The following is a 25,409-nucleotide window of genomic DNA, read 5'->3' as shown; positions in this document are numbered from 1 at the left end:
CCACGCCCTCCCTGAGCGTCCCGCGGCCCTGCCACCGTTCTTCCAGCGGAGCGCCTACGCTCCCAGCGCCCGCGCCACCGTATAGATCAGCAGCCCCGCCAACGAACCCACCACCGTGCCGTTGATCCGGATGAACTGCAGGTCCCGTCCGATATGAGCCTCGATCTTCCTCGTCGTGTGCTCGGCGTCCCAGCCCGCCACCGTGTCCGTGATGAGCAGGGTGATCTCGCGGCGGTACGTCGTCACCACGTACACCGCCGCCCCCTCGACCCACCTGTCCACCTTGGCCTGCAACCGGGGTTCCACCGCCATCCGCGCCCCCAGCGACAGCAGCGACGCCCGCACCCGCAGCCGTAGCTCACTGCGCTCGTCCTCGGCTGCGGAGACGATCATCGACCGTACGGCGGTCCAGGCGGACGCGATCAGGTCCTGGACCTCGCCGCGCCCGAGGACCTCGCCCTTGAGCCGCTCGACCCGCGCCCGCGTGTCCGTGTCGGACTGAAGATCGGACGCGAAGTCCGTCAGGAAGCGGTCCAGCGCGCCGCGCGCCGGATGCGAGGGCATGTCCCGCATCTCCGTCACGAACCGCAGCAGTTCCTTGTAGACCCGCTCGCCGACCTTCTTGTCGACGAAACGGGGGGTCCAGCCGGGCGCGCCGCCCTGCACCGCGTCCATGACCTGTTCGTCGTGGAGCACCAGCCAGTCGTGCGCCCGCGTCACCACCAGGTCCACGACCCGCCGGTGGCCGCCGTCCGCGACGATCTTGTCCAGCATCTTCCCGATGCCCGGCGCGATCTCCTGCGCGTCGGCCCGCCGGGTGATCGCCTCTCCCACGACCGCCTGCACATCGGAGTCCCGGAGCACGGTCAGCGCCCCGCGCAGTGCCGCCGAGAGCTCCGCCGTCACCCGGTCGGCGTGCTCGGGCTCCGCCAGCCACGCGCCCAGCCGGCTGCCGATGCCCACCGCCCGCAGCCGTTGGCGTACGACGTCCTCGGAGAGGAAGTTCTCCCCGACGAACTCGCCCAGGGACACGCCGAGCTGGTCCTTCTTGTTCGGGATGATCGCGGTGTGCGGGATGGGCAGACCGAGCGGGTGGCGGAAGAGGGCCGTGACCGCGAACCAGTCCGCCAGCGCACCCACCATCCCCGCCTCGGCGGCCGCGGCGACATAGCCGGCCCACGCGCCCGCCCCCTGCCCGGAGGCCACCTCGGCGAGCACGTACACGACCGCCACGAACAGCAGCAGCCCGGCCGCGGTGAGCTTCATCCGGCGTACGCCGCGCTGCTTCTCCTCGTCGGCGGCGCTGAACGCGGTCATCGCGCGGTTAGCGGCGGCGACCGGGCGGGCATGCTGCCCTGCGTCAGCGGTATCCGATTCGTCTGGTTTCGTGCGTTCCATCCACTCCACCCGTTCGTGATCCCCGGTACACATTGTCCCTTCCTGACCGACTCCTGGAACGGAACAGGAGTTCCCGACGTCTGTCAGGTAGGGGGGAGCTCACTCCTGAACTCCGGTGGCCCAATGGGGGGTCTGTTCACACACCCCTCACCGCATGACGCATCATGAGGTGATCACATCGGAGCCTCGGGCTCCCGTCTGCCCGAGGAGATATGCACCGCATGACCAGGCGTAGTGCCGGGGGTGTGGGGGTGTCCCCCACAAAGCACCGTGCCCTGCTTTCCGCGATGGTCGCCCTGATCGTGGCGCTGTCCGCCGCCATATACGTCGGTGTCGCCGCCGACGACGGCAGCACCGACCAGCGGAACACCGTCGCGCAGGGCGCCGCCCCACACAATCCCGCCGCCCCCGCCTCCACCGGCACCTGGGTCGGCGCATGGTCCACCTCTCCGGCGGGTGCCGAGCCCGGCACCGAGGCCGAGGGCATGGCGGGCCGCTCGATACGCAATGTCGTGCACTCCGCCATAGGGGGTACGAGTGCCCGCATCACGCTGTCCAACCTCTACGGCCAGTCCCCGCTGACCATCACCCACGCGTCGATCGCCGTCGCCGCGGGCAGCGACACGGCCGCCGCGACCGCGCAGACGATGCGGCGCCTCACCTTCGGCGGCAACACCGCGGTCGTCGTCCCGGCCGGCGGCCAGGTCATGAGCGACGCGGTCCGCATCGCCATCGCGTACGGCAGTGACGTCCTGGTCACCACGTACTCCCCCACGCGGTCCGGGCCGGTCACCTACCACCCGCACGCCCGCCAGATCTCCTACGTCGCCGTCGGCGACCTCGCCGAGGACGTCACGGGGACGGCGTACACCGAACAGACCCCGTACTGGCGCTACCTGACCGCGCTGGACGTGCTGAGCAACGAGTCCGACGGCACGGTCGTCGTCCTCGGCGACTCGCTGACCGACGGCATCACCTCCACCCAGGGCGCCAACCACCGCTGGACGGACATCCTTTCGGACCGGCTGCGCACCGCGATCGAGGCCGGCCGCGACCTGCCCCGCTACAGCGTCGTCAACCAGGGCATCAGCGGCAACCAGGTCCTCGCCAACGGCCTCGGCCGCCCCGCCGACAACCAGAGCGGCCTGGGCCGCTTCGGCCGGGACGTGCTGGGCCGCACGAACGTGAAGGTCGTCGTCATCGACCTCGGCGTCAACGACATCCTCCGCAACCCGCACCTCGCCGACCCCGACAAGATCCTCGACGGCCTGCGCACGATGGTCCGCCAGGCCCACGCCCGCGGCATCAAGGTCGTCGGGGCGACCCTGATGCCCTTCCAGGGCCACCGGGGGTACACGGGGGCCAGGGAGGACGTCCGGCAGCGGATCAACGCCGAGATCCGCGACGGCAAGGTCTACGACGCGGTCGTGGACTTCGACGAGGCGCTCAGGGACCCGTACAACCCGCGGAGGCTGCGGTCCGACTACGACTCGGGGGACCGTCTCCACCCGAGCGACAAGGGGTACGCGCGAATGGCGGAGGCCTTCGACCTGGAGGACCTGAAGGGCTCGGCGCCGGCGGAGCTGTAGGGCGGGGCCGGGCGGCGGCCTCGTACCGCCGCCCCGTGGGCCTCAGTCCTCGTACCGCCGCCGCTCCCGCCTCTCCCGGCGCAGCTCGCGGTGCTCCTCCATCGCCTCGCGGACCTGGTCCATGGCGTCACGGTGGACATCGTGGAGGTCGAGCGGATCGTGGCGGGAAGAGCCCAGCTCCCGGCGCGCGTTCTTCCGCTCCAGCCGCTCCAGCCGCCGCTCCTCCTTCAGCCGCTGCCGCTCCGCCCTGGGCAGCTTCCGGTACACCTCGACGCCACCCATCAGGGCGAGCCCGGTGACGATCACCCGCGGGGCATGCGGATCGTCCGGCTCCTCGTGGGCGCGCTCGTCGAAGCCGCCCATGATCCCGAGCCCGCGCACGACGACCTCGACACCCGGCGGCACGATCACCTCGATACCGCCCATGATCGCCACGCAGGTGATCTCGACCTCGCGGTCCGCGAAGTTCGCCTCCCGCAGATCGATCTCGCCACCGCCCCAGAAGGCGAAGCCGGTGAACCGCTTCGGCACGGTCCAGCGCCCCTTGCGCTGAAACCCGGCCATGACGGCGACGCCCCACGTCGAGGAGCCCTCGCCGCCCGTGATCCTCGACGCCCAACTCCCGTCCACGACAGGCTCCTTGAACAGGTTCACCGCCGGTCCGGGCCCGGTCGGCAGATCCCGGGTGATCGGTGTCAGCTCGCCGTAGGTCCGCGCCTTGTACGTCGCGTCCAGCCGCTCCTCGAACTCCTCCATGTCGAGACGGCCCTCCGCGAGGGCGTCCCGCAGGATCTCGGCCACTCGCTCACGGTCGGCGTCGGAGGCGCGAAGGTCCGGGAGTTCGTCGTCCGTCATACACAGAAGCCTACGAGTTCGAACGTTCCCGCACTATGCGGTCGCCCGCTCGGCATACATCTTGGCGATGACCGCCTCGATGTCCGGCTCCCGCACCGACAGGTCCACCAGCGGATACTCCGCCGCGATCCGCGCCACCAGAGGAGCCGCCGACGCCCCCGCCGGGAACGCCAGCCACTGCCGCGGGCCCTCCACCTTCACCACCCGGGCGGGCGCCGCCTCGATCGGCGGCAGCTCCCGCTCCAGGTCCACCACCAGGATCCGCTCGCTCTCCCCCGCCTCGTGCAGACCGGCGAGCGGACCGTCGTACATCAGACGGCCGTGGTCGATCACCATCACCCGTGAGCAGAGCTGCTCGATGTCCTGGAGATCATGCGTGGTCAGCAGGACGGTCGTGCCGTTCTCGGAGTTCAACTCCCGGAGAAAACCCCGCACCTTGGCCTTGGAGATGACATCGAGGCCGATCGTCGGCTCGTCCAGGTACAGCACCTCGGGGTCGTGCAGCAGTGCCGCCGCGATGTCGCCGCGCATCCGCTGGCCCAGCGAGAGCTGGCGCACGGGCACGTCCAACAGGTCGGCCAGTTCGAGGAGTTCGACGCAGCGGTCGAGGTTCTCGCGGTACCGGGCGTCGGGGATCCGGTACATGCGGTGCATCAGCTTGTACGAGTCGATCAGCGGCAGATCCCACCACAGCGTCGTCCGCTGCCCGAACACCACCCCGATCCGGTGCGCGAGCCGCGACCGCTCCCGGGACGGGTCGATGCCCGCCACCCGCAGCCGGCCCCCGCTCGGCGTCAGGATGCCCGTCAGCATCTTGATCGTGGTCGACTTCCCGGCACCGTTCGGCCCGATGTACCCGACCATCTCGCCCCGCGCGACCCGGAAGGAGATCGAGTCGACGGCCCGCACCTCACGCCGTTCCCGCTTCAGGAACCCGGTCTTCCTGCGTACGTCGAAGACCTTCTCGACGCGGTCCAGCTCGATGAAAGCCTCACCCATGACCTCGCCCACGACCCCTCAGTTCCCTGTGCTCTGATACGTCCGCAACCCGGCCCGCCACGCCAGCCCCGCCAGCGCACAACACCCCACCGCCACCAGCGGCGACAGGAACGCCACCCACTCGGGCAGCCCGAGCGGCAGCGGCACGCCCAGCACATACGTGGCCGGCAGCCAGTTGACGAAGGCCAGCGGGAACACGAACGTCACCCCGCGCACCAGCTCCGTCGCGAACACCGTCGGCGGATACTGCAGCATCGTCGTACCGCCGTACGTGAACGCGTTCTGCACCTCGGAGGCGTCCTTCGCCACGAACTGGAAGGCCGCGCCCGCGATGAACACCGCACCGAAGATCCCGGCGCCGCTCAGGATCATCACCGGCATCAGCAGCAGCTTCAGCGGCGTCCAGTCGATGTCGACCGTGGCCAGCCCGTAGACCAGCACCATCACACCCTGCGTGATCCGGCCCAGGCGCCGCAGCCCGAACTGGTCCGCCGCCATCTGCGCGAGCACCGGCGCCGGACGCACCAGCAGCGTGTCCAGCGTGCCGTCACGCACCCGCCGGCCCAGCTTCTCCATCGAACCGAGCAGCAGATCGGCGAGACCGAACGCGGTGCTGGACAGCCCGTACAGGAAGGCGACTTGGGGCAGCGTGTAGCCGCCGAGCGCGTCGACACGGGAGAACATCAGCATGATCGCGACGAAGTCGAGCGCGGTCGCCGTGAAGTTGCCCAGCGTGGTCATGAGGAAGGAGGCCCGGTAGGCCATCGTGGAGCGGATCCACATCGCGGAGATCATCCGATAGACGCGCAGCCCGTCGACAACCCTGCTGCTCCCGGCCACTTCGCCGCTTCCGGTCACTTCGCCGCTCTCGACCACCCCGCCGGTGTCGGCCACCCTGCCGGTGTCAACCACCCTGCACCACCACCCGCCGCGTCGCCGCCCTCTGCACCATCCGCCCGGCCGCCAGCAGCACCACCGCCCACATCGCCTGGAAGGCATAGGTGCCCAGCGGATCGGCGTGCCCCATCAGCACATCCGCGGGCGCCTGGAGCAGCGACGACCACGGCAGGGCCCGTACGACCTCGCCGAGCGTGCCCGGGAAGACGTTCAGCGGCAGGATCATGCCCGAGCAGAACCACCCGACGAACATCACCATCTGCGCCACCCCGGTGCCGTCGAGCAGCCAGAACGCGCTCAACGCCACCAGATACCGGATCCCGAAACTGACCAGCATCGCCAGCAGCACCGCCCCGAAGAACGCCACCCACGAGGACACGTCCGTCGGTAGCGCGAGGTCGAAGACCAGCGCACCGAACACGAAGGGGATCACCCCGCGCCCCAGCAGCTCGAACCCCGCCCGGCCCAAGTCAGCGGCCAGCCACCACAGTTGGAGATCGGCCGGACGGTACAGGTCGATCGCGATGTCACCCGTGCGGATACGCTCCATGAGCTCGCTCTCGACGCCCCCGCCCCCGTTGGCGAGCGTCTTGAACAGCGACTGGCCGATCCACACATAGGTGACGGCCTGCGCCAGGTCGTACCCGCCCAGGTGCGGCTTCTCGTCCCACAGCGCGGTGTAGGTGTAGACGAGAATCAACCCGAACACCGTGTTGGTGAACACCCCGGCCGCGGTGGCCGCCCGATAGGTCGCGTACCGTCTGAATCCGCCCGCCGCGACGGCCAGGTACAACCGCCCCGAACCCATCAGTCCCAGCCCTCCCGGCCCGTCCGGACACCGAAGCGCAGGAGCCTAGCCCGCCGGCGGTGACGCATGCCACCCATTTTCCGGGCGGACGCGCGCCGCTCATCGGGAACGGAACGCATGGTGCGACAGTCTTCATCCGGGGACGCAGAAGACGTACGAGGGCGTACGGCGACGTACGACGTAAAAGCGTGAAACAGGAGTCCGTGCACGACATGAGCGACGAGCCGCAGCAGCCGAACCAGGGCTGGGCACCCAGAGAACCTCAGGCGGCTGAAGAGCCCGGTGGGAAGAAGCCGAAGCGGCCCAAGCGGACCGGATGGCGACGGATCATCCCCACCTGGCGCATGGTGCTCGGCACCTTCGTCCTCGGGATACTGCTGCTGATCGGCCTGTTCTTCCTCGGCTACTCGCTGGTGAAGATCCCGCCCGCCAACGCCCTCGCCACCAAGCAGTCCAACGTCTACCTCTACGCGGACGGCAGCCAGCTCGCCCGCGACGGCGAGGTCAACCGCGAGAACGTCAGCCTCTCCCAGGTCTCCAAGGCCGCCCAGCACGCCGTACTCGCCGCCGAGGACCGCGACTTCTACTCCGAGTCGGCGATCGACCCCAAGGCGATGGTGCGCGCCGGCTGGAACACCGCCACCGGCAAGGGCACCCAGTCCGGCTCCACGATCACCCAGCAGTACGTGAAGAACTACTACCTGGCGCAGGAGCAGACCGTCACCCGCAAGGTGAAGGAGTTCTTCATCTCGATCAAGCTGGACCGGGAGAAGTCCAAGGCCGAGATCCTCGAGGGCTACCTCAACACCAGCTACTTCGGGCGCAATTCCTACGGCATCCAGGCCGCCGCCCAGGCGTACTACGGCAAGGACGCCACCGACCTCTCCGTGGCCGAGGGCGCCTATCTCGCCGCCCTGCTCAACGCGCCCAGCGAGTACGACGTCGTCGCCCACCCCGAGAACAAGTCGGCCGCCGTGGCCCGCTGGAACTACGTCCTCGACGGCATGGTCAAGGAAGGCTGGCTGAAGCAGTCCGAGCGCGCCGGCCTGAAGTTCCCGATGCCGAAGGAGGCCACCGTCTCCACCGGCATGTCCGGGCAGCGCGGCTACCTCGTCAACGCCGTCAACGACTATCTGCGCGACAACAAGATCCTCACCTCCGACGAGCTCGACGCCGGCGGTTACCGCATCACCACCACCATCCAGAAGAGCAAGCAGGACGCCTTCGTCGACGCCGTCAACGACAAGCTGATGGACAAGCTCGACAAGAAGAACCGCAAGGTCGACACCTACGTCCGCGCGGGCGGCGCCGCCGTCGACCCGAAAACCGGGCAGGTCGTCGCCATGTACGGCGGCATCGACTACGTCAAGCAGTACACGAACAACGCCACCCGCCGGGACTTCCAGGTCGGCTCCACCTTCAAGCCCTTCGTGTTCACCTCGGCCGTCCAGAACGAGTCCACCACGCAGGACGGCCGCACCATCACCCCGAACACGATCTACGACGGCACCAACAGGCGCCCCGTCCAGGGCTGGACCGGCGGCAGCTACGACCCGGCCAACGAGGACGACGTGTCGTACGGCGACATCACCGTGCGCACCGCCACCGACAAGTCGGTGAACTCGGTGTACGCGCAGATGGCCGTGGACGTCGGCTCCGACAAGGTCAAGGACACCGCGGTCGCCCTCGGCATCCCCTCCGACACCCCCGACCTGACCGCCTCGCCCTCCATCGCGCTCGGCGTGAACACCGCCAGCGTCCTCGACATGGCGGAGTCGTACGCCACGCTCGCCAACCACGGCAAGCACGGCGCGTACACGTTGATCAAGACCATCACCAGGGACGGCAAGGACGTCGTGGATCTGCCGGACCACAAGAGCTCCCAGGCCGTCACCCGTCAGGCCGCCGACACCACGACGTCGATCCTGCAGAGCGTCGTGGAGAACGGCACCGCCACCGCCGCCCAGGCCGCGGGCCGCCCGGCGGCCGGCAAGACCGGCACCGCCGAGGAGGACCAGGCCGCCTGGTTCGCCGGCTACACCCCCGACCTCGCCACTGTCGTCGCGGTGATGGGCCAGGACCCGGTCACCGCCAAGCACAAGTCCCTGTACGGCGTGATGGGCCTGCCGCGCATCAACGGCGGCGGGGCGCCCACCGAGATCTGGGCCCAGTTCACCGAGGCCGCCCTGAAGAGCAAGCCCGCCACCGAGTTCGACCTCGAACTCCAGGAGGGCGCCGACGTGGTCGAGACGCCGACGCAGGAACCGAGCTTCGTCCCCCCGGAGGACACGGAGGGCGAGGACGACGGCGGCACGACCGACGGGGGCCAGGACACCGGCGGTCAGACCGACGGCGGCACGACGGGCGACACCACCACGGGCGGCGGTACGACGGGCGACACCACCACGGGCGGCACGACGGGCGACACGACCACCACGGGCGGGACGACCGGCGACACGACCACCACGGGCGGCACCACAGGGGATACCACCACCGGCGGCACCACGGGAGACACGACCACCGGCGGCACGACGACCGGCACGACAGGCGGCACGACGGCGGGCGGAGGCCCACCGACGACTCAGTGACCGGACGTCGCCTTCAGCCCGACGACGGCGCCGAGCAGCAGGCACACGAAGAAGATCCGGGCGGCGGTCGCCGGCTCCCCCAGCACCACCATGCCGAGCACCGCCGCCCCGGTGAGCAGGCTGGGGACCAGCCGGGCAAAAGGACAGCGAAAGGGGCCGGTGACGATGGTCACCGGCCCCTTTCGGCTTGGATCCACAGGCTGGATCCACAGGCTGGATCTACAGGTACAGCCCGGTCGAGTCCTCGGACCCCTCGAACCGGTCCGCGGCCACCGCGTGCAGATCACGCTCGCGCATGAGCACATAGGCGACACCGCGCACCTCGACCTCGGCACGGTCCTCGGGGTCGTACAGAACCCGGTCCCCCGGCTCGACGGTCCGTACGTTCTGCCCGACCGCGACAACATCCGCCCACGCCAAACGCCGGCCCACGGCCGCGGTGGCGGGAATGAGGATGCCGCCCCCGGAACGCCGCTCGCCCTCACCGGCGTCCTGCCGCACGAGTACACGGTCGTGCAGCATCCGGATGGGCAGCTTGTCGTGCTGGGTGCTGTTTCTGTTGGCGCTCACGGCTGAGAACCTACCTGCCTGACGGGGATTCGTAAGCGCCCGGGTCAGCCCTTACGACGCCGGGTCCCCAGGGCGAGCAGCCCCACGAGTCCGACGGCGACGAGTGCGACGGGAACGATGCGCTCCAGGCGCGGGGCGCCGTCACCGTCGACGAACTGGGCCTTGGTGTTGCTGACGGCCCGATTGACGCCGACGTAGGCCCGCCCGAGCGTGTGGTCGATGTTCGACACGACCTTGGCCTTGGCGTCGCCGACGATCGTCTTCGGGTGCACCCGCACCCCGATCTCGTCGAGCGTCTCGGCCAGGTTCTCGCGGCGGCGCTTGATGTCCGCCTCGATCTGCGCCGGGGATCTGGTGTCCGACGTGTCCGCCACCGTACGGCCTCCGAGGTGTCTGTCGATGCTGTTCTGGACAGTCTGTCAGTTCGCCGGGCGGCCGCACTGTCAGCACCCCCGGTTAGGCTGGTCCGATGAGCGAGCGACTCCAGCCCGGGGACGTGGCCCCCGCCTTCACCCTCCCCGACGCCGACGGCAATGACGTGTCCCTCTCGGACCACAAAGGCCGCAAGGTCATCGTCTACTTCTACCCGGCGGCCCTGACCCCCGGCTGCACGAAGCAGGCCTGTGACTTCACAGACAACCTGGAGGTGCTGGCCGGCGCGGGTTACGACGTCATCGGCATCTCCCCGGACAAGCCGGAGAAGCTGGCGAAGTTCCGCGACAAGGAATCCCTGAAGATCACCCTCCTCGCGGACGAGGACAAGCAGGTCCTCGACGCCTACGCCGCCTTCGGCGAGAAGAAGAACTACGGCAAGACCTACATGGGCGTCATCCGCTCCACGATCGTCGTCGACGAGGAGGGCAAAGTCGAACACGCCCTCTACAACGTCCGGGCGACGGGCCACGTGGCGAAGATCATCAAGGACCTGGGTATCTAGCGGTCCGGGTACCGGAAAGACACCCACACATCAGGAGCCAGGCCGGGCTTGTCCGGCACCGGCCTGCGCTCCTCCTCCCAGGCACCGGGGGCGAGCGTCTCGCCGGCCCTGCGCCAGAACCGGACGGCGGCGGGATTGTCGTCCTGAAACGCGACGGTCCACGCCCCGGGATGCCGCGCGACGACCTCCCGAACGGCCTTCATCCCGACCCCGGCCCGCCGCGCCCCTCGCACGACGAAGAAGCTGTTGAGCACCCGGACGGGCTGAGTGACCGCCCGCACGAAGGCGAACCCGACGGGGTGCGCGCCACTGTGGAAGAGATAGGCGGCCCAGTCCTCGTCGCCACTGAACGCGGCTTCCAGCCGCTCCCCTCGGAACGTGCCGTCCGGATTGGGCAGCTGCCCTCCGAACTCGGACAGGTCGTGCCGGAAGAGCAGCCAGAGCCTTTCGACGGTGGGGCGGTCGGTGGGGGTGGCTGGGCGGACGGTGAGGTCGTGTTCGGAGTTCCCGCTGTTCTCGATCATGAAAAAAGCCTCCCGAGCGGACAAGGGGTCCGGACCGGAAGGCTTCGCGTGTGAGTTGCAGGTTATCAACGTCCTTTGCATTTCATGCGTGACTGTCCGATTAGCGGTTCGTTACTCCGTACGGTCCACGAACGTGCGGCCGGGAACGGAGGGGAACGGTATGGGGGCCAGCGCGTATCCGAGGGAGCGGCTTGAGGAGGCGGCTCAAGGGGCTCGGACGTTGACGGAGGCGTGCCAGAGGTTGGGGGTGGATCCGAAGAGCTGGAAGCGGCGATACGTCCACGAGCGGATGAAGAAGCTCGGGGTGGATGTCTCGCACTTCGAGCGGGAGGGGGTGAAGTGGACGCGGGGCATCCTTGAGCCAGTGGTCGCGGTGTCGACGAGCATCAATGAGGTCCTGCGTCGGCTCGGGCTTGAGGTGGTCGGCGGTCACCACACCAACATCTCGCGGCGCATCAAGGCCTATGGCATCGACACCTCGCACTTCACGCCGGTGGTCCGCACGGAGCGGCACCGGTACAACCAGCGCCGCCGGACGGCCGAGGAGATCCTCGTCGAGGACACCTCGGCACACCCCAGGCGCATTCCGAGCGGCCGACTCAAACGGGCGATGCGCGAGGTGGGAGTTGACGAGTGCTGCGCCCTGTGTGGGATCGAGGGGGTATGGCTCGGGGAGCCGCTCCCCTTGGAGGTCGACCACATCGACGGCAGCTGGAGGGACAATCGGATCGAGAACCTACGGCTGCTGTGCCCCAACTGTCATTCGACGACGGACAGTTACCGGGGGCGTGGCAAGGGGCGAGCCTCATGAGCGGGGGCACGCACTACACCCGCGAGCGGATGCTCGAAGCATCAGCTCAGTGTTCCGACCTGGACGAGGTCATCGCCTTCTTCGGCACGCGACCATACGGCTACCTCCGCAAGTACCTCACCAAGCGGTTCGCCCACTTCGGCATCGACATCTCGCACTTCCGCCCCTGTGGGAGGCCTGCCCGGCCCACCGCTGACGAACTGCGGGTGGCGGTCGCCGAATCAGTCTCCGTGGCCGAGGTGCTGCGGCGCCTGGGGCGCACGAACAACGGGGCGCAGCGTCAGAATCTGCGTAAGTGGATCGCCCACGATCACCTGACGACGGACCACTTTCTGGGGCAAGCACACCAACGGGGAAGGCCGGCACCAAACTCCAAAAGTCCCGAGAAGGTTCTGGTGCAGCACGAAGGCAACCATCGGACAGCGACGAAGCGCCTGCGTCGAGCGCTCAGCGAAGTCGGGGTGGCTGAGGAGTGTGTCAGGTGCGGAACGGGCCCCGAGTGGCTCGGCAAGTCCATGACCCTGGAAGTCGATCACATCAATGGGGACTGGAGCGACGACCGCAGGGAGAACCTACGGTTGCTGTGTCCCAACTGCCACGCGATCACCAGTACCTGGTGCAGGGGAGGCGCCAAGCCGCGAGCGACTGCCGGTACGATGGCAAACGCCTAGCGGCGGTGGTGCAACTGGCGACACAGCAGACTTAGGATCTGTGGCCCTTGATCGGGCTTGAGGGTTCGAATCCCTTCCGCCGCACATGAACGGCCTGCGAATCGAAAGATCGACGCGCAGGCCGTTTCCGTGTCACCTCAGCCCAACAGCTCCCGCACCACCGGCACCAACGCCCGGAACGCCTGGCCGCGATGGCTGATCGCGTTCTTTTCCTCCGCGGTCAGTTCGGCGCAGGTGCGCGACTCGCCCTCCGGCTGGAGGATCGGGTCGTAGCCGAAGCCGTTCGTGCCGGCCGGGGTGTGGCGGAGCAGGCCCCGTAGGCGGCCCTCGACCACTCGTTCCGTGCCGTCGGGCAGGGCCAGGGCTGCCGCGCAGGCGAAGTGGGCGCCGCGGTGTTCGTCGGCGATGTCCGAGAGTTGGGCCAACAGCAGTTCCAGGTTCGCCTTGTCGTCCCCATGCCTACCCGCCCAGCGGGCCGAGAAGATGCCCGGGGCGCCGTTCAGGACGTCGACGCACAGGCCCGAGTCGTCGGCGACCGCCGGTAGGCCCGTTGCCTGGGCGAGGGCGTGGGCCTTGAGGAGGGCGTTCTCCGCGAAGGTCACGCCTGTTTCTTTGACGTCCGGCACGTCCGGGTACGCGTCCGCGCCGACCAGGTCGTGGGGCAGGCCTGCGTCGGCGAGGATGGCGTGGAGTTCGGTGATTTTTCCGGCGTTGCGTGTGGCGAGGATCAGGCGGGTCATGGGGTCCAGTATCCCGGCCTCATCGACCGCTCGCCTACGACGTGCAGACCTTCGTCAACTCGCCCGCGGCGTCCGTGATGGGGCTGAGGTCGGGCGTCTCGTCGCCGTTCTTCACCGCCGTACGGACGTTGTTGACCGCCTCGTTGAGGTTGTCGACGGCCTTGTTGACGTCGGCGTTGTCGGTCTTGTCGCCGATCTCGTCGAGGTTCTGGTCGATGGAGCCGAGGGACTCCTCGATCTGGGTCGGGTCGTTGGACGCGTTCTCGACGGCCTGCTGGAGGTCGGTCACGCTGTCGGCGACGGCCTCGGCGGTCTGGACGCAGTCCAGGGCCTTGTTGACCGCGTCGCAGCCGGTCGTGAGTCCCACCGTCAGTCCAACGGCCGCCACTACTGCGGCGATGGCGGTACCTCGACGGCGTCGGCTCTCGGCCATGGTGATGGTCCTCCCTTGCTCAGCCCCAAGGTCCCCCCGTGTACTGGCCGGGCGTACGGTGGTGTGCCGTACGCCCGTACCCGTAGTGACGCGAGCGCGGGCGGCCGGGTTGCCCCTGCCGACCGCTTTTCTTGGTGCGTCCTTTACTTTTCGAGGACGGTATCAAGGGCCTTGCCCTGGAGGACAGCGAGTTCCGTGCAGCCCGAAACGGCAAGGTCGAGCAGGGAGTTGAGTTCGTCGCGGGCGAAGGGCTCGGCCTCCGCGGTGCCCTGGACCTCGACGAAGCGGCCGTCGCCGGTGCAGACGACGTTCATGTCGGTCTCGGCGCGGACGTCTTCCTCGTAGCAGAGGTCCAGCAGCGGCACCCCTCCCACGATGCCGACCGAGACGGCGCTCACGGTGCCGGTCAGGGGCTGGCGGCCGGCCTTGATCAGCTTCTTGCCCTGGGCCCACGAGATCGCGTCCGCCAGCGCCACGTACGCGCCGGTGATCGCCGCCGTTCGCGTACCGCCGTCGGCCTGGAGCACGTCGCAGTCCAGCACGATCGTGTTCTCGCCGAGCGCCTTGTAGTCGATGACCGCGCGCAGGGAGCGGCCGATGAGGCGGGAGATCTCGTGGGTGCGGCCGCCGATCTTGCCGCGGACGGATTCGCGGTCGCCGCGGGTGTTGGTGGCGCGGGGGAGCATGGAGTATTCGGCGGTCACCCAGCCCTCGCCGCTGCCTTTGCGCCAGCGGGGGACGCCTTCGGTGACGGAGGCGGTGCAGAAGACCTTCGTGTCGCCGAAGGAGACGAGGACGGAGCCCTCGGCGTGCTTGCTCCAGCCACGTTCGATGGTGACGGGGCGGAGCTGTTCGGGGGTGCGGCCGTCGATTCGAGACATGGCGCTGAGCCTAGCGGCACATGCGGAAGGGGCTCCTCCCGCGGTGGGTGGAGCCCCTTCCGGGGTGGGCTCAGTGGCTCACATCATGTCTTCGATCTCCGCGGCGATGGGGTCGGCGTCGGTGCCGATGACGACCTGGATGGCGGTGCCCATCTTGACGACTCCGTGGGCGCCGGCGGCCTTCAGGGCCGCTTCGTCGACGAGCGCGGCATTGTGGACCTCGGTGCGGAGGCGGGTGATGCAGCCCTCGACCTCTTCGATGTTGTCGATGCCGCCGAGCCCGGCAACGATCTTCTCAGCTTTGGTGGCCATGTCGGTCTCCTCATGCACAGTTGGCCCAACTTCGCGAGCGATTGCGCTGTATGTACCGAAAGATGACGTCACAGCAACCAATCGTCGTAACTGGTCTACACCACCTGACAGGCGGTCGCCAACTCATGAGTTCCGAGACCGAGATCTCTCCCGCACGCCGACGGTGGCAGTCGGCGTTCCAGGGCCTGCAGAAGATGGGCCGCAGTCTTCAGCTTCCCATCGCTGTCCTGCCGGCCGCGGGCATCCTCAACCGGCTCGGGCAGCCGGATGTGTTCGGGGACGACGGGCTCGGCTGGACGAACGTGGCCAAGGTGATGGCGGGGGCGGGCGGCGCGCTGCTCGACAGCCAGCTGGGGCTGCCCCTGCTGTTCTGCGTCGGCGTGGCGATCGGCATGGCGAAGAAGTCGGACGGTTCGACGGCGCTGGCCGCGGTGGCGGGCTTTCTCGTCTACTACTCGGTGCTGCGCCAGTTCCCGGAGGACTGTCCCGCCGGGGCGGAGACGGTGACCGGCATCGGCTGCGTGGCCTCGGCGGACGGCACGGTGACGGCGTTCACGTTCCAGAATCCGGGTGTCTTCGGCGGCATCGTGATGGGTCTGCTGGCGGCGTTCTTCTGGGCGCGTTATCACCGTACGAAGCTGGTGGACTGGCTCGGCTTCTTCAACGGGCGTCGGCTGGTGCCGATCATCATGGCGTTCGTGGCGATCGTGTTCGCGGCGCTGTGTCTGTGGATCTGGCCGCCGATCGGTGACGGACTGGAGAACTTCAGCGACTGGCTGAGCGACGCGGGCGCCTGGGGTGCGGGCATCTTCGGTATCGCGAACCGGGCTCTGCTGGTGATCGGGTTGCACCAGTTCCTCAACGTGCCCATCTGGTTCCAGTTCGGCACGTACACCAAGCCGGACGGCACCGAGGTGCACGGTGACATCAGCATGTTCCTGGCGGGCGACCCCAGCGCGGGTCAGTTCACGTCCGGGTTCTTCCCCATCATGATGTTCGCCCTCCCGGCGGCGGCCCTGGCGATGACGCACTGCGCCAAGCCGAGTCGCCGCAAGGAGGTCGGCGGTCTCATGCTCTCCGTCGCGCTGACGTCGTTCGTCACGGGGATCACCGAGCCGATCGAGTACTCGTTCCTCTTCATCGCGCCGCTGCTGTACGTGGTCCACGCGCTGCTGACGGGTGTGTCGATGGCGGTGACGTGGGGGCTCGGGGTGCACGACGGGTTCAGTTTCTCGGCCGGGTTGATCGACTACATCATCAACTGGAATCTGGCGACGAAACCGTGGGCGATCATTCCGATCGGTCTGTGCTTCGCCGTCGTCTATTACGTGATCTTCCGTTTCGCGATCACGAAGTTCGATCTGAAAACTCCGGGCAGGGAGCCGGAGGACGAGGTCGAGGACGTCACGAAGGTCTGACCGTACGTAGCCCTCCGGTTGCGGAATTGACGGGTTCCTTATATCGGCCTCCATCGTGTAGAACAGGTCTACACCACTGAGTGGTGTAGACCACCACCCGATGGAGGACGTATGAGCACCGCCACCGACACGGCGGCCCCCGCGAAGAAGCGGGGATCCGGTCTTTTCCAGGGCCTGCAGAAGGTCGGCCGCAGCCTGCAGCTTCCGATCGCCGTGTTGCCGGCGGCGGGCATCCTGCTGCGTCTGGGCCAGGCGGACGTGCAGGACAAGCTGAACCTGCCCGACAAGGTCACGGCGGTCTTCGCCACGGCCGGTGGCGCGATCTTCGACAACCTGCCGATGCTGTTCTGTATCGGTGTCGCGATCGGCTTCGCCAAGAAGTCGGACGGCTCCACCGCGCTGGCCGCGCTGGTCGGGTTCCTGGTCTACAGCAATGTCCTGAAGGCCTTCCCGGTGACGGAGGCCAAGGTGCAGGCAGGCGCGGACATAGCCGCGACCTACAACAACCCGGGTGTCCTCGGCGGCATCCTCATGGGTCTGCTGTCCGCGGTGCTGTGGCAGCGCTACCACCGCAAGAAGCTGGTGGACTGGCTCGGCTTCTTCAACGGCCGCCGGCTCGTCCCGATCATCATGGCCTTCGTCGGCACCGCCATGGGCGTCTTCTTCGGTCTGGTCTGGGAACCGATCGGTGAGGTCATCTCCGACGCCGGTGAGTGGATCACCGGCCTGGGCTCGGTGGGTGCCGGTCTGTTCGGCCTGATCAACCGTGCGCTGATCCCGATCGGCATGCACCAGTTCGTCAACACCGTCTCCTGGTTCCAGATCGGTGACTTCACCGACTCCGCGGGTGCCGTGGTGCACGGTGACCTGAACCGCTTCTTCGCGGGTGACCCGACCGCCGGTCAGTTCATGTCGGGCTTCTTCCCGATCATGATGTTCGGTCTGCCGGCCGCCGCGATCGCGATCGCCCACTCCGCTCGTCCCGAGCGCCGCAAGGCCGTGATGGGCATGATGGTCTCGCTCGCCCTGACCTCCTTCGTGACCGGTGTGACCGAGCCGATCGAGTTCTCGTTCATGTTCATCGCCCCGGTGCTGTACGTGATCCACGCGGTGCTCACGGCCATTTCCATGGCGATCACCTGGGCGCTCGGTGTCCACGCAGGCTTCACGTTCTCCGCGGGCGCCATCGACTACGGCCTCAACTGGAACCTGGCCACCAAGCCCTGGCTGATCATCCCGATCGGCCTGGTCTTCGCCGCGGTCTACTACACCGTCTTCCGCTTCGCCATCACCAAGTGGAACCTCCCCACCCCGGGCCGCGAGCCCGAGGAGGAGGTCGAGGACCTCACCAAGGCGTGAGTTCCGACCGCCGTACGGCATGACGAAGGCCCCGGACCGGGAAGGTTCCGGGGCCTTCGTGTGCGTACCAGGACTCAGATGTCGTACGACACCCTCGGCGTCGCCAGCTCCACCGGGCCGTCGTAGACCGCGCGGGCGTCGGCGAGGTTGACCTGCGGGTCGGTCCACGGGGGGATGTGGGTGAGGACCAGGCGGCGGGCGCCTGCCCGGGCCGCCGCCTCACCCGCCTCGCGGCCGTTGAGATGCAGGTCGGGGATGTCCTCTTTGCCGTGGGTGAACGCGGCCTCGCACAGGAACAGGTCGGTGTCCCGGGCGAGTTCGTCCAGCACGGGGGTGATACCGGTGTCGCCGGAGTACGTGAGCGACTTGCCGCCGTGTTCGACGCGGATGCCGTACGCCTCCACGGGATGCGCCACGCGCTCGGTGTGCACGGTGAAAGGGCCGACCTCGAAGGTGGACGGCTTGACCGTGTGGAAGTCGAAGACCTCGCTCATGGAGGAGGCGGTCGGGGTGTCCGCGTAGGCGGTGGTCAGCCGGTGTTCCGTGCCCTCGGGTCCGTAGACCGGGATCGGATCGCAGCGGCCGCCGTCATGGCGGTAGTAGCGTGCGACGAAGTACGCGCACATGTCGATGCAGTGGTCGGCGTGCAGATGGCTGAGGAAGATCGCGTCGAGGTCGTAGAGACCGCAGTGGCGCTGCAGCTCGCCAAGGGCACCGTTGCCCATGTCGAGAAGCAGCCGGAAGCCGTCGGCCTCTACGAGGTAGCTCGAGCAGGCCGATTCCGCGGACGGGAACGACCCCGAGCAGCCGACGACGGTGAGCTTCATAAAGCAGAAACCTCCGCTGGCGGTAATCCAGGAGATCCAGGAATCCAGAAGATCGGGAAAGGGGACTCGGGGGTCGTGCGGTCCGTCGAGCGTAAGGCGCAAAACCCCTTGTCGCTCCTCCGCCAAGGGCTGTTGTGGGCGAACTCACCTGTGCTGTCACCGGTTCGGCTGGACCAGGGGCGCGTAAGGCTGAGCAGAAGGCGCGCGATGCGGATCGTGCGCCGGTAACGTCGTCCGTATGGACACGTCCTGGTGGCTGGCGCTCGCGGCGGTGGTACTGCTGGCGCTGGTCGCCACGCTCGTGGACGGATGGGGGCGGGGGCGCAGGCCGGAGGGTCGCAGGACGCGGCCGCCGGGGCGTCCCGGGCCGCGGACCGGCACCGCGCGTCCACGGCCCGCGGAGATCTGGTGGGCGAACGTGCCCTTCGAGGACGGGCCGGGGGCGAAGGACCGGCCGTGTCTGGTGCTCGCGGTGCGCGGCAGGCGTGCGGTCGTCGCGAAGATCACCAGCAAGTACCACGACGAGCGGGCCGGGGTGATCCCGTTGCCGCCGGGTTCGGTGGGCGATGCGCACGGGCGCGCCAGCTTCCTGGAGACGGACGAGCTGCGCGAGGTGGCGGTGTGGGACTTCCGGCGGCGGGTGGGTGTGGTGGACCCGGTCCTGTGGGACCAGGTCCGTCACCTGGCGACGTAACGCGTCAAGGAGGGTGACGAGGGGTCACGCCCAGAGCTGGCCCTGCAACGTCTCGATCGCTTCCTCCGTCGTCGCCGCCGTGTAGACCCCCGTCGACAGGTACTTCCAGCCGCCGTCCGCGACGACGAACACGATGTCCGCGCTCTCCCCCGCCTTCAGCGCCTTGTGGCCGACGCCGATCGCGGCGTGCAGGGCGGCGCCCGTGGAGACGCCCGCGAAGATGCCCTCCTGCTGGAGGAGTTCGCGGGTACGGGTGACCGCGTCCGCGGAGCCGACCGAGAAGCGGGTCGTCAGGACCGAGGCGTCGTAGAGCTCGGGCACGAAGCCCTCGTCGAGGTTGCGCAGGCCGTACACGAGGTCGTCGTAGCGCGGCTCGGCGGCGACGATCTTGACGTCCGGCTTGTGCTCGCGCAGGTAGCGGCCGACGCCCATCAGGGTGCCGGTGGTGCCGAGGCCCGCCACGAAGTGGGTGATGGAGGGGAGGTCCGTGAGGATCTCCGGGCCGGTCGTGGCGTAGTGGGCGCCCGCGTTGTCCGGGTTGCCGTACTGATAGAGCATCACCCAGTCGGGATGCTCGGCGGACAGTTCCTTGGCGACGCGTACGGCCGTGTTGGAGCCGCCCGCGGCGGGCGACGGGATGATCTCCGCGCCCCACATGCCGAGCAGTTCCCGGCGCTCCTGCGAGGTGTTCTCGGGCATCACGCAGACCATGCGGTAGCCCTTGAGCTTGGCGGCCATGGCCAGGGAGATGCCGGTGTTGCCGCTGGTGGGCTCCAGGATGGTGCAGCCCGGGGTGAGGCGGCCGTCCTTCTCCGCCTGCTCGATCATGTGCAGGGCCGGGCGGTCCTTGACCGAGCCGGTGGGGTTGCGGTCCTCCAGCTTGGCCCAGACGCGGACGTCGTCGGACGGCGACAGCCGCGGCAGGCGCACCAGAGGGGTGTTGCCCACCGCGGCCAGCGGGGAGTCGTAGCGCATCGGGATCAGGCCATGCCGCCGGCGACGGCCGGCAGGATCGTGACGTTGTCGCCGTCCGACAGCTTCGTGGTGATGCCGTCGAGGAAGCGGACGTCCTCGTCGTTGAGGTAGACGTTGACGAAGCGGCGCAGCTCGCCGCCGTCCACGATGCGGGCCTGGACGCCCGGGTGCCGGGTCTCGAGGTCGGCGAAGAGCTCGGCGAGGGTGTCCCCGTTGCCCTCCACCGCCTTCTGGCCGTCGGTGTAGGTGCGGAGGATGGTGGGGATGCGGACCTCGATGGCCATGGTTGCGGGCTCCTGTCGGAAGTGTCTGGTCGGTGGGCGCGCGGCAGCGCATTTCAGCAGGTCGTCGGGTGAGGCTCCCCCACGCTCGGCTGCGCTCGCGCGGGAGGTACCCCCAGCGGCTCACGGCCGTTCGGCGGCAGGGGGCAGCGTCAACAGATGGCGCTGGCGAGCCTGCACAGGTCGACGTGCAGCCGCGCCACGAGCAGCATGCCCGGCGTCTTTTCGCTCACGTCGTCAAAAACCATGGGCTCATCGTATCGATTCCCGTCCCGGGTCCCGGAATGTGATCCCACATTCCGGACGGATTGCGGCCGGGGAGTGAGACCGCACTGTTCGGACCGCACGGTTCGGACCGCGCTGCTCAGGCGGACGCGCGCAGGACGAGCCGGGTGGGTACGACGACCGAGGGGAGGTCCGCGGGACGGTCGAACAGCAGCCGGGCCATCAGGCGCCCCATCTCCCCCACGTCCTGGTGGACCGTGGTCAGCGGTGGATCGGTCGCCTCGGCGATCTCGGCGAGGTCGTCGAACCCTACGACGGCCACGTCCTCGGGGACGCGGCGCCCCCGGGCGCGTAAGGCCTCCAGGGCTCCCTGGGCCATCAGGTCCGAGGCGACGAAGACGGCGTCCAGGTCGGGGCGGCGGTCGAGCAGCGCGGCCATGGCGTCGGTGCCGCCCTGGCGGGTGTAGTCGGCGCGTTCGGCCAGCTCCGGCGGGGCGTCGGGGAGGACGTCGCGGTAGCCGGCGAGGCGTTCGGCGGCGGAGTGCTCCTGGTCGTGGGGGCCGGTGACGGTCGCGATGTGACGGCGGCCCAGGGAGACGAGGTGCCGGACGGCCTGCCGGGCTCCGCCGCGGTTGTCGCCGTCGACATAGGCGTGGGCGCGCACGGTGTCACCGTCGAGCAGGAGGGGGCGGCCGCCGAAGACCGCGGGGATGTCGAGGCGGCCGATCATCTCGTGCAGCCGGCCGCCGGGGTGCAGGGAGAACAGGACGGCCGCGTCGACGTGGCCGCCGCCGAGGTAGTCGGCCACGCGCGCGTGGTCGTCCGGCTCGTCCAGGAAGAGCAGGACGGCCTGGGCGCCGTGCAGGGCGAGTTCCCTGCGGATGCCGCGCAGGAGGCGGTCGAAGTAGGGGTCGAGGAAGAGCCGGCCGTCCGGCTGGTCCGCGACGACGGCGACGGCGTTCGTGCGGTGGGTGACCAGCTGCCGGGCGGCCTGGTTGGGGACGTAGCCCAGCTCGGCGATGACCTGCCGGACCTGTTCGACGACCTCGGCGCGCACCTTGGGCTCGCCGTTGATCACCCGCGAGACCGTGGATCTCGACACCCCCGACTGACGTGCGACGTCCTCGATCGTGGGGCGCTGTCCGTGGAACCGTCGCGTCAACACCGTCTCCGATAGGGCGATTTGATCGGGCGTACGGTGATCAGTATGCCTCGACGACCGTGACCTCTTCCTCCGTGATCTCGCCCTCCACGATCCGGTACGAGCGGAACTGGAAGTCGCCGAGACCGTCGGTGTCCGCGGTGGAGACCAGGACGTAGTGCGCGCCGGGCTCGTTGGCGTAGCTCACGTCGGTGCGGGACGGGTAGGCCTCGGTGGCGGTGTGGGAGTGGTAGATGACCACCGGCTCCTCGTCGCGGTCGTCCATCTCGCGGTAGAGCTTGAGGAGGTCGCCGGAGTCGAACTCGTAGAACGTGGGCGACATGGCCGCGTTCAGCATCGGGATGAAGCGCTCGGGACGGTCCGAGCCGGCCGGCCCCGCGACGACGCCGCACGCCTCGTCGGGGTGGTCCTTGCGCGCGTGCGCGACGATCTGGTCGACGAGGGCCTGGGTGATGGTCAGCATGCTGGCCAGGATAAGCAGACGGGCCGCCCCGTACCGACGGGTGGTACGGGACGGCCCATATGCCGGACGCCGGGGCGTCCTGGACAAGCGGTGCAGCACCCACCTAGGGGCGCGGGGCTGTGTCAATTTGCGGCTACCGCCGCGTGGGCGCGACCAGCCACGACGGCGCCGCAGTCAATCCACGGCCTGTCCGCGGAGCATTTAGCCGACCTTCTCGAACTCCGGCTCGCGCCGCTCGGCGATCTCCGGATTACGCGCCTTGAGCACGGCCCAGCCGATCCCGAGCGCGACGGCCCAGCCCGCCATCACGTACAGACACACCCGGGACTCGGAGTCGTACGCGATGAGGCCGGTCACGAAGAGCAGGAACACGATGGCGACGTACGAGCCCTTCGAACCGCCCGGCGCCGGGAAGGACGACGCCGGCAGGCGCCCCGCCTCGACCGCGCGGCGGTACCGCACATGGCTGAGCAGGATCATCAGCCACGTCCAGATGCCCGCCGCGGTGGCGACGGAGACGACGTAGCCGAAGGCCTTCTCCGGAACGATGTAGTTCAGGACCACGCCGATGCCCATGAACAGCACCGACACCGTGATGGCCAGCGCCGGCGTCTTCGTGACGGACAGCTTGTTGAAGGCCTTGGGGGCCTCGCCGCTGTCCGCGAGGGTGCGCAGCATGCGGCCCGTGGAGTACATGCCGGAGTTGCAGGAGGACAGGGCCGCGGTCAGCACGACGAAGTTGACGATGCCCGCGCCCGCCGGGATGCCGATCATGGCGAAGGCCTTGACGAAGGGGCTGACGCCGGGTGCGAACTCGGTCCACTTGACCACGCAGAGGATGACGGTGAGGGCGCCGACGTAGAAGAGCCCGATGCGCCAGGGCAGGGTGTTGATCGCCTTGGGGAGGGTCTTCTCGGGGTTCTCCGACTCACCGGCGGTGACGCCGACCAGCTCGACGGCGAGGTAGGCGAACATGACGCCCTGGAGGGTCATCAGGGACGAGCCGATGCCCTTGGGGAAGAAGCCGTCGAAGGCCCAGAGGTTGGAGACGGCGGCCGTGTCGCCGGCGGCGCTGAAGCCGAAGGTGAGGACGCCGAGGCCGATCACGATCATGCCGATGAGGGCGGTGACCTTGATCATCGAGAACCAGAACTCGATCTCGCCGAACAGCTTCACCGAGATCAGGTTGGCCACGAACAGCACGACCAGGAAGCCGAGCGCCGAGGCCCACTGCGGGACGTCCGGGAACCAGTAGTGGATGTAGATCGCGGCGGCGGTCAGTTCCGCCATGCCGGTGACGACCCACAGCAGCCAGTACGTCCAGCCGGTGAAATAGCCGAAGAACGGGCCGAGGAATTCGCGGGAGTACTCCGCGAACGAGCCCGAGACGGGGCGGTAGAGCAGGAGTTCACCGAGCGCGCGCATGATGAAGAAGATGATGACGCCGGCGACGGCGTACATCAGGATGAGACTGGGGCCCGCCTTGGCGATGTTCGCCCCGGCGTTGAGGAAGAGACCGACGCCGATGGCGCCGCCGATCGCGATCATCTGGACCTGGCGACTGCCGAGGCCACGCTCGTAACCCTCTTCGGAGGTGTGCTCCGAGCCTTTGTCGACCTGAGCGGAGGTCATAAGTGTGGTGCGCCTTTCTCCATACCGAACCGGGCCTCTCGTCGGCCTCGGATCGGTTCTCGATCCCCCCGGATAGTGGAGTTGAGCGGGTTCGCTCATGCCTGGCCGGTGGTTACCGGCTCGGTGGCGCACCCGAGCGAACATACGGGTGGTGTTCGTCGGGCGGTCGTGAAGATTTATCACGGCCGCAATATTGATCACCTGTGCGAGATGTGGCGCAGAGCACAGGAAGAAGCGGACAAACAAATACCGGAGTGGGCATACGCCATCAGCACGGTGACGTGATCGTTATCCGGATTTGAGCGTCCGCTGAGCGAACACAAAAAGGTCACAAACTGCGCCAGAAGGTCACGGAAGCAGTGTCGTGACGAGGGTTTCCTGGAGCCCGCCCAGCCACAGGTACGCCATCACCATCGGCTTGCGGGGGTCCTCGTCCGGCAGCCGGTAGAGGAGGTCGGTGTCCTCCTCGTCGGCGATCTCCAGCCGGGAGCCGATCGCGAGGCGCAGGTCGTTGAGGGCCCCGAGCCACTGGCGCGACTCCTCCGGCGACAGCTTGAGCACCGCCCCGCCGTCGCCCACCGGGCTCAGCGCGTCCAGGGAGCGGATCACCGCGAGGGCGCTGTCCCGCTTGCCGGCCCGCAGGTCGTTCTCGGTGTAGCGGCGGAACTCCGAGGAGTACGCCTTCTGCTCCTCGGCCTGCTCGGGCCCGGGCGTGCCCTCGGGGTCGCTGTAGGCGTCCGGGAACAGGCGTCTGAGCACCGGGTCGGAGGGCGGCTCGCTGGGGCCGTCGTTGAAGAGTTCGGCGAGCGGGTCGTCGGGGGCGTCCTCGGCGGGCCCTGGCCCGATGAGCTCCAGGAGCTGGACGGCCAGTGAGCGGATGATGGAGATCTCGACGTCGTCGAGCGCGACGGCCGCGCCGCCGCCGGGGAGCGGTTCGAAGTGTCCAGGCATGAAGGTGAGTTCAGCTACTTCCGGTCCTGCTGGAGGGTGGCCCACAGACCGTAGCCGTGCATCGCCTGCACGTCGCGCTCCATCTCCTCGCGGGATCCGCTGGAGACGACCGCCCGGCCCTTGTGGTGAACGTCGAGCATGAGCTTGGTGGCCTTGTCCTTCGAGTACCCGAAGTACGTCTGGAACACATAGGTCACGTAGCTCATGAGGTTGACCGGGTCGTTGTGGACGATGGTGACCCAGGGGACGTCCGGCTCGGGTACGGCGAAGACCTCTTCCGCCGACTCGGTGCGTTCGATCTCTACGGGAGCGGGTGACGTCACATGGCCCATGCTGCCACGCATCACCGAAATCGTCACACCGACGAGAAGGGAGTACCATCCCGTCGTATGCCGCATACACCGGGGGA

General features: G+C 68.5%; 30 protein-coding genes and 1 tRNA gene. 9 read left to right on the top strand and 22 right to left on the bottom strand.

The genetic code is table 11. From position 1 onward, the window contains the following. Nucleotides 1-54: 54 nt before the first annotated feature. The gene (locus QF037_RS28970) at nt 55-1,431 is read right to left on the bottom strand and encodes a DUF445 domain-containing protein (protein WP_307030134.1); all 1,377 of its coding nucleotides are present in this window, start codon (nt 1,429-1,431) and stop codon (nt 55-57) included. 188 nt (nt 1,432-1,619) lie between these two features. Here QF037_RS28970 and QF037_RS28965 point away from each other — a divergent pair, with 188 nt between their 5' ends. Then, nucleotides 1,620-2,987, top strand: coding sequence for an SGNH/GDSL hydrolase family protein (locus tag QF037_RS28965; RefSeq protein ID WP_307030132.1), 1,368 nt, complete (start codon nt 1,620-1,622; stop codon nt 2,985-2,987). Nucleotides 2,988-3,029: 42 nt separating this feature from the next. On the opposite strand, the gene QF037_RS28960 is transcribed toward QF037_RS28965, so the two are convergent. Genes QF037_RS28960 through QF037_RS28945 form a run of 4 tightly spaced genes read right to left on the bottom strand, consistent with a single transcriptional unit; the run spans nt 3,030 to nt 6,546 of the window. Further along, a complete protein-coding gene (locus QF037_RS28960; RefSeq protein ID WP_307030130.1) occupies nt 3,030-3,842 on the bottom strand; it encodes a DUF1707 SHOCT-like domain-containing protein in 813 nt (270 codons plus the stop codon). A 33-nt stretch (nt 3,843-3,875) separates the two neighbouring features. Then, nucleotides 3,876-4,841, bottom strand: coding sequence for an ABC transporter ATP-binding protein (locus QF037_RS28955; RefSeq protein WP_307030128.1), 966 nt, complete (start codon nt 4,839-4,841; stop codon nt 3,876-3,878). 18 nt (nt 4,842-4,859) lie between these two features. Further along, nucleotides 4,860-5,753 carry an ABC transporter permease gene (locus tag QF037_RS28950; protein WP_373463828.1) on the bottom strand — a complete coding sequence of 298 codons (894 nt, stop codon included), beginning with the start codon at nt 5,751-5,753 and terminating at the stop codon, nt 4,860-4,862. Beyond that, the gene (locus QF037_RS28945; RefSeq protein WP_307030126.1) at nt 5,746-6,546 is read right to left on the bottom strand and encodes an ABC transporter permease; all 801 of its coding nucleotides are present in this window, start codon (nt 6,544-6,546) and stop codon (nt 5,746-5,748) included. The genes QF037_RS28950 and QF037_RS28945 overlap by 8 nt, the downstream gene beginning before the upstream one ends. Before the next feature lie 212 nt (nt 6,547-6,758). On the opposite strand from QF037_RS28945, the gene QF037_RS28940 reads away from it, so the two are divergent. Beyond that, nucleotides 6,759-9,134: a transglycosylase domain-containing protein gene (locus QF037_RS28940; RefSeq protein ID WP_307030124.1), complete on the top strand. Its 2,376-nt coding sequence runs from the start codon at nt 6,759-6,761 to the stop codon at nt 9,132-9,134. Here the strand turns inward: QF037_RS28940 and QF037_RS28935 are convergent. From QF037_RS28935 to QF037_RS28925, 3 genes are read right to left on the bottom strand one after another with little or no spacing between them, the layout of a single operon-like run. After that, entirely contained in the window at nt 9,128-9,307 is a 180-nt protein-coding gene (locus QF037_RS28935) for a hypothetical protein (protein ID WP_307037832.1), read from the bottom strand. The genes QF037_RS28940 and QF037_RS28935 overlap by 7 nt on opposite strands. A gap of 46 nt (nt 9,308-9,353) precedes the next feature. Further along, complete coding sequence (locus tag QF037_RS28930) at nt 9,354-9,704, bottom strand: GroES family chaperonin (protein ID WP_266826473.1); 351 nt, start codon at nt 9,702-9,704, stop codon at nt 9,354-9,356. Between the two features lie 44 nt (nt 9,705-9,748). Then, on the bottom strand, nt 9,749-10,078 hold the full coding sequence (locus QF037_RS28925) for a DUF3618 domain-containing protein (protein WP_307030122.1): 330 nt from the start codon (nt 10,076-10,078) through the stop codon (nt 9,749-9,751). 95 nt (nt 10,079-10,173) lie between these two features. On the opposite strand from QF037_RS28925, the gene bcp reads away from it, so the two are divergent. Continuing rightward, on the top strand, nt 10,174-10,641 hold the full coding sequence (gene bcp / locus QF037_RS28920; RefSeq protein ID WP_307030120.1) for a thioredoxin-dependent thiol peroxidase: 468 nt from the start codon (nt 10,174-10,176) through the stop codon (nt 10,639-10,641). On the opposite strand, the gene QF037_RS28915 is transcribed toward bcp, so the two are convergent. After that, nucleotides 10,638-11,165 carry a GNAT family N-acetyltransferase gene (locus QF037_RS28915; protein WP_307030118.1) on the bottom strand — a complete coding sequence of 176 codons (528 nt, stop codon included), beginning with the start codon at nt 11,163-11,165 and terminating at the stop codon, nt 10,638-10,640. The two genes, bcp and QF037_RS28915, sit on opposite strands and share 4 nt — an antisense overlap. Nucleotides 11,166-11,325: 160 nt before the next feature. Between QF037_RS28915 and QF037_RS28910 the strand changes: the two genes are divergently transcribed. The 3 genes from QF037_RS28910 to QF037_RS28900 all read left to right on the top strand — a co-directional run bounded on the left by QF037_RS28910 (nt 11,326) and on the right by QF037_RS28900 (nt 12,731). After that, complete coding sequence (locus QF037_RS28910; protein WP_307030116.1) at nt 11,326-11,976, top strand: HNH endonuclease signature motif containing protein; 651 nt, start codon at nt 11,326-11,328, stop codon at nt 11,974-11,976. Then, the gene (locus QF037_RS28905) at nt 11,973-12,647 is read left to right on the top strand and encodes an HNH endonuclease signature motif containing protein (RefSeq protein ID WP_307030113.1); all 675 of its coding nucleotides are present in this window, start codon (nt 11,973-11,975) and stop codon (nt 12,645-12,647) included. Before QF037_RS28910 ends, QF037_RS28905 begins: the two co-directional genes overlap by 4 nt. Continuing rightward, nucleotides 12,647-12,731: transfer RNA gene (locus QF037_RS28900), tRNA-Leu, on the top strand. The genes QF037_RS28905 and QF037_RS28900 overlap by 1 nt, the downstream gene beginning before the upstream one ends. 53 nt (nt 12,732-12,784) lie before the next feature. Here QF037_RS28900 and rdgB read toward each other — a convergent pair. The 4 genes from rdgB to QF037_RS28880 all read right to left on the bottom strand — a co-directional run bounded on the left by rdgB (nt 12,785) and on the right by QF037_RS28880 (nt 15,013). Continuing rightward, complete coding sequence (gene rdgB, locus QF037_RS28895) at nt 12,785-13,387, bottom strand: RdgB/HAM1 family non-canonical purine NTP pyrophosphatase (RefSeq protein WP_307030111.1); 603 nt, start codon at nt 13,385-13,387, stop codon at nt 12,785-12,787. 34 nt (nt 13,388-13,421) lie between these two features. Continuing rightward, the gene (locus tag QF037_RS28890) at nt 13,422-13,820 is read right to left on the bottom strand and encodes a hypothetical protein (RefSeq protein WP_307030109.1); all 399 of its coding nucleotides are present in this window, start codon (nt 13,818-13,820) and stop codon (nt 13,422-13,424) included. A 143-nt stretch (nt 13,821-13,963) separates the two neighbouring features. Further along, nucleotides 13,964-14,701: a ribonuclease PH gene (gene rph, locus QF037_RS28885; RefSeq protein ID WP_307030107.1), complete on the bottom strand. Its 738-nt coding sequence runs from the start codon at nt 14,699-14,701 to the stop codon at nt 13,964-13,966. Nucleotides 14,702-14,779: 78 nt separating this feature from the next. Beyond that, a complete protein-coding gene (locus tag QF037_RS28880) occupies nt 14,780-15,013 on the bottom strand; it encodes a glucose PTS transporter subunit EIIB (RefSeq protein ID WP_171144364.1) in 234 nt (77 codons plus the stop codon). 125 nt (nt 15,014-15,138) lie between these two features. Here QF037_RS28880 and QF037_RS28875 point away from each other — a divergent pair, with 125 nt between their 5' ends. Both QF037_RS28875 and QF037_RS28870 read left to right on the top strand, forming a co-directional pair. After that, nucleotides 15,139-16,431, top strand: a complete 1,293-nt coding sequence (locus QF037_RS28875; RefSeq protein WP_307030105.1) for a PTS transporter subunit EIIC — start codon at nt 15,139-15,141, stop codon at nt 16,429-16,431. 111 nt (nt 16,432-16,542) lie between these two features. Further along, complete coding sequence (locus tag QF037_RS28870) at nt 16,543-17,790, top strand: PTS transporter subunit EIIC (RefSeq protein ID WP_307030102.1); 1,248 nt, start codon at nt 16,543-16,545, stop codon at nt 17,788-17,790. Nucleotides 17,791-17,864: 74 nt separating this feature from the next. Here QF037_RS28870 and QF037_RS28865 read toward each other — a convergent pair whose 3' ends face one another. Then, nucleotides 17,865-18,617: an MBL fold metallo-hydrolase gene (locus tag QF037_RS28865; RefSeq protein ID WP_307030100.1), complete on the bottom strand. Its 753-nt coding sequence runs from the start codon at nt 18,615-18,617 to the stop codon at nt 17,865-17,867. A gap of 238 nt (nt 18,618-18,855) precedes the next feature. On the opposite strand from QF037_RS28865, the gene QF037_RS28860 reads away from it, so the two are divergent. Beyond that, nucleotides 18,856-19,311: a type II toxin-antitoxin system PemK/MazF family toxin gene (locus QF037_RS28860; RefSeq protein WP_307030098.1), complete on the top strand. Its 456-nt coding sequence runs from the start codon at nt 18,856-18,858 to the stop codon at nt 19,309-19,311. A gap of 24 nt (nt 19,312-19,335) precedes the next feature. Here QF037_RS28860 and QF037_RS28855 read toward each other — a convergent pair whose 3' ends face one another. The 8 genes from QF037_RS28855 to clpS all read right to left on the bottom strand — a co-directional run bounded on the left by QF037_RS28855 (nt 19,336) and on the right by clpS (nt 25,332). Then, the gene (locus QF037_RS28855) at nt 19,336-20,286 is read right to left on the bottom strand and encodes a PLP-dependent cysteine synthase family protein (RefSeq protein ID WP_307030096.1); all 951 of its coding nucleotides are present in this window, start codon (nt 20,284-20,286) and stop codon (nt 19,336-19,338) included. 5 nt (nt 20,287-20,291) lie between these two features. Further along, the gene (locus QF037_RS28850) at nt 20,292-20,570 is read right to left on the bottom strand and encodes a MoaD/ThiS family protein (RefSeq protein ID WP_171144370.1); all 279 of its coding nucleotides are present in this window, start codon (nt 20,568-20,570) and stop codon (nt 20,292-20,294) included. 149 nt (nt 20,571-20,719) lie between these two features. Further along, the gene (locus QF037_RS51060) at nt 20,720-20,815 is read right to left on the bottom strand and encodes a putative leader peptide (protein WP_310736469.1); all 96 of its coding nucleotides are present in this window, start codon (nt 20,813-20,815) and stop codon (nt 20,720-20,722) included. A 116-nt stretch (nt 20,816-20,931) separates the two neighbouring features. After that, nucleotides 20,932-21,954, bottom strand: coding sequence for a LacI family DNA-binding transcriptional regulator (locus QF037_RS28845; RefSeq protein WP_307030094.1), 1,023 nt, complete (start codon nt 21,952-21,954; stop codon nt 20,932-20,934). A 40-nt stretch (nt 21,955-21,994) separates the two neighbouring features. Further along, nucleotides 21,995-22,417, bottom strand: coding sequence for a M67 family metallopeptidase (locus tag QF037_RS28840; protein ID WP_307030092.1), 423 nt, complete (start codon nt 22,415-22,417; stop codon nt 21,995-21,997). Between the two features lie 201 nt (nt 22,418-22,618). Further along, nucleotides 22,619-24,049: an amino acid permease gene (locus tag QF037_RS28835; RefSeq protein ID WP_307030090.1), complete on the bottom strand. Its 1,431-nt coding sequence runs from the start codon at nt 24,047-24,049 to the stop codon at nt 22,619-22,621. A gap of 348 nt (nt 24,050-24,397) precedes the next feature. Continuing rightward, nucleotides 24,398-25,000: a DUF2017 domain-containing protein gene (locus QF037_RS28830; protein ID WP_307030088.1), complete on the bottom strand. Its 603-nt coding sequence runs from the start codon at nt 24,998-25,000 to the stop codon at nt 24,398-24,400. Nucleotides 25,001-25,014: 14 nt separating this feature from the next. Beyond that, entirely contained in the window at nt 25,015-25,332 is a 318-nt protein-coding gene (clpS, locus tag QF037_RS28825) for an ATP-dependent Clp protease adapter ClpS (RefSeq protein WP_142152253.1), read from the bottom strand. Nucleotides 25,333-25,409 lie beyond the last annotated feature (77 nt).

Source organism: Streptomyces canus, from assembly GCF_030815415.1.
Classification (GTDB): domain Bacteria; phylum Actinomycetota; class Actinomycetes; order Streptomycetales; family Streptomycetaceae; genus Streptomyces; species Streptomyces canus_F.
This window is presented reverse-complemented; position numbering and strand designations above follow the sequence as displayed.

What these genes read in the sequence shown, in the direction of transcription:
- QF037_RS28905 (WP_307030113.1), top strand. Translation starts at nt 11,973, where the DNA reads ATGAGCGGGGGCACGCACTACACCCGCGAGCGGATGCTCGAAGCATCA.
- QF037_RS51060 (WP_310736469.1), bottom strand. Translation starts at nt 20,815, where the DNA reads ATGGTTTTTGACGACGTGAGCGAAAAGACGCCGGGCATGCTGCTCGTG.
- QF037_RS28945 (WP_307030126.1), bottom strand. Translation starts at nt 6,546, where the DNA reads ATGGGTTCGGGGCGGTTGTACCTGGCCGTCGCGGCGGGCGGATTCAGA.
- bcp (WP_307030120.1), top strand. Translation starts at nt 10,174, where the DNA reads ATGAGCGAGCGACTCCAGCCCGGGGACGTGGCCCCCGCCTTCACCCTC.
- QF037_RS28840 (WP_307030092.1), bottom strand. Translation starts at nt 22,417, where the DNA reads ATGCTGACCATCACCCAGGCCCTCGTCGACCAGATCGTCGCGCACGCG.
- rph (WP_307030107.1), bottom strand. Translation starts at nt 14,701, where the DNA reads ATGTCTCGAATCGACGGCCGCACCCCCGAACAGCTCCGCCCCGTCACC.
- QF037_RS28860 (WP_307030098.1), top strand. Translation starts at nt 18,856, where the DNA reads ATGGACACGTCCTGGTGGCTGGCGCTCGCGGCGGTGGTACTGCTGGCG.
- QF037_RS28835 (WP_307030090.1), bottom strand. Translation starts at nt 24,049, where the DNA reads ATGACCTCCGCTCAGGTCGACAAAGGCTCGGAGCACACCTCCGAAGAG.
- QF037_RS28960 (WP_307030130.1), bottom strand. Translation starts at nt 3,842, where the DNA reads ATGACGGACGACGAACTCCCGGACCTTCGCGCCTCCGACGCCGACCGT.
- QF037_RS28875 (WP_307030105.1), top strand. Translation starts at nt 15,139, where the DNA reads ATGAGTTCCGAGACCGAGATCTCTCCCGCACGCCGACGGTGGCAGTCG.
- QF037_RS28850 (WP_171144370.1), bottom strand. Translation starts at nt 20,570, where the DNA reads ATGGCCATCGAGGTCCGCATCCCCACCATCCTCCGCACCTACACCGAC.
- QF037_RS28870 (WP_307030102.1), top strand. Translation starts at nt 16,543, where the DNA reads ATGAGCACCGCCACCGACACGGCGGCCCCCGCGAAGAAGCGGGGATCC.
- QF037_RS28970 (WP_307030134.1), bottom strand. Translation starts at nt 1,431, where the DNA reads ATGTGTACCGGGGATCACGAACGGGTGGAGTGGATGGAACGCACGAAA.
- QF037_RS28830 (WP_307030088.1), bottom strand. Translation starts at nt 25,000, where the DNA reads ATGCCTGGACACTTCGAACCGCTCCCCGGCGGCGGCGCGGCCGTCGCG.
- QF037_RS28955 (WP_307030128.1), bottom strand. Translation starts at nt 4,841, where the DNA reads ATGGGTGAGGCTTTCATCGAGCTGGACCGCGTCGAGAAGGTCTTCGAC.
- rdgB (WP_307030111.1), bottom strand. Translation starts at nt 13,387, where the DNA reads ATGACCCGCCTGATCCTCGCCACACGCAACGCCGGAAAAATCACCGAA.
- QF037_RS28855 (WP_307030096.1), bottom strand. Translation starts at nt 20,286, where the DNA reads ATGCGCTACGACTCCCCGCTGGCCGCGGTGGGCAACACCCCTCTGGTG.
- clpS (WP_142152253.1), bottom strand. Translation starts at nt 25,332, where the DNA reads ATGGGCCATGTGACGTCACCCGCTCCCGTAGAGATCGAACGCACCGAG.
- QF037_RS28915 (WP_307030118.1), bottom strand. Translation starts at nt 11,165, where the DNA reads ATGATCGAGAACAGCGGGAACTCCGAACACGACCTCACCGTCCGCCCA.
- QF037_RS28865 (WP_307030100.1), bottom strand. Translation starts at nt 18,617, where the DNA reads ATGAAGCTCACCGTCGTCGGCTGCTCGGGGTCGTTCCCGTCCGCGGAA.
- QF037_RS28940 (WP_307030124.1), top strand. Translation starts at nt 6,759, where the DNA reads ATGAGCGACGAGCCGCAGCAGCCGAACCAGGGCTGGGCACCCAGAGAA.
- QF037_RS28965 (WP_307030132.1), top strand. Translation starts at nt 1,620, where the DNA reads ATGACCAGGCGTAGTGCCGGGGGTGTGGGGGTGTCCCCCACAAAGCAC.
- QF037_RS28880 (WP_171144364.1), bottom strand. Translation starts at nt 15,013, where the DNA reads ATGGCCACCAAAGCTGAGAAGATCGTTGCCGGGCTCGGCGGCATCGAC.
- QF037_RS28890 (WP_307030109.1), bottom strand. Translation starts at nt 13,820, where the DNA reads ATGGCCGAGAGCCGACGCCGTCGAGGTACCGCCATCGCCGCAGTAGTG.
- QF037_RS28910 (WP_307030116.1), top strand. Translation starts at nt 11,326, where the DNA reads ATGGGGGCCAGCGCGTATCCGAGGGAGCGGCTTGAGGAGGCGGCTCAA.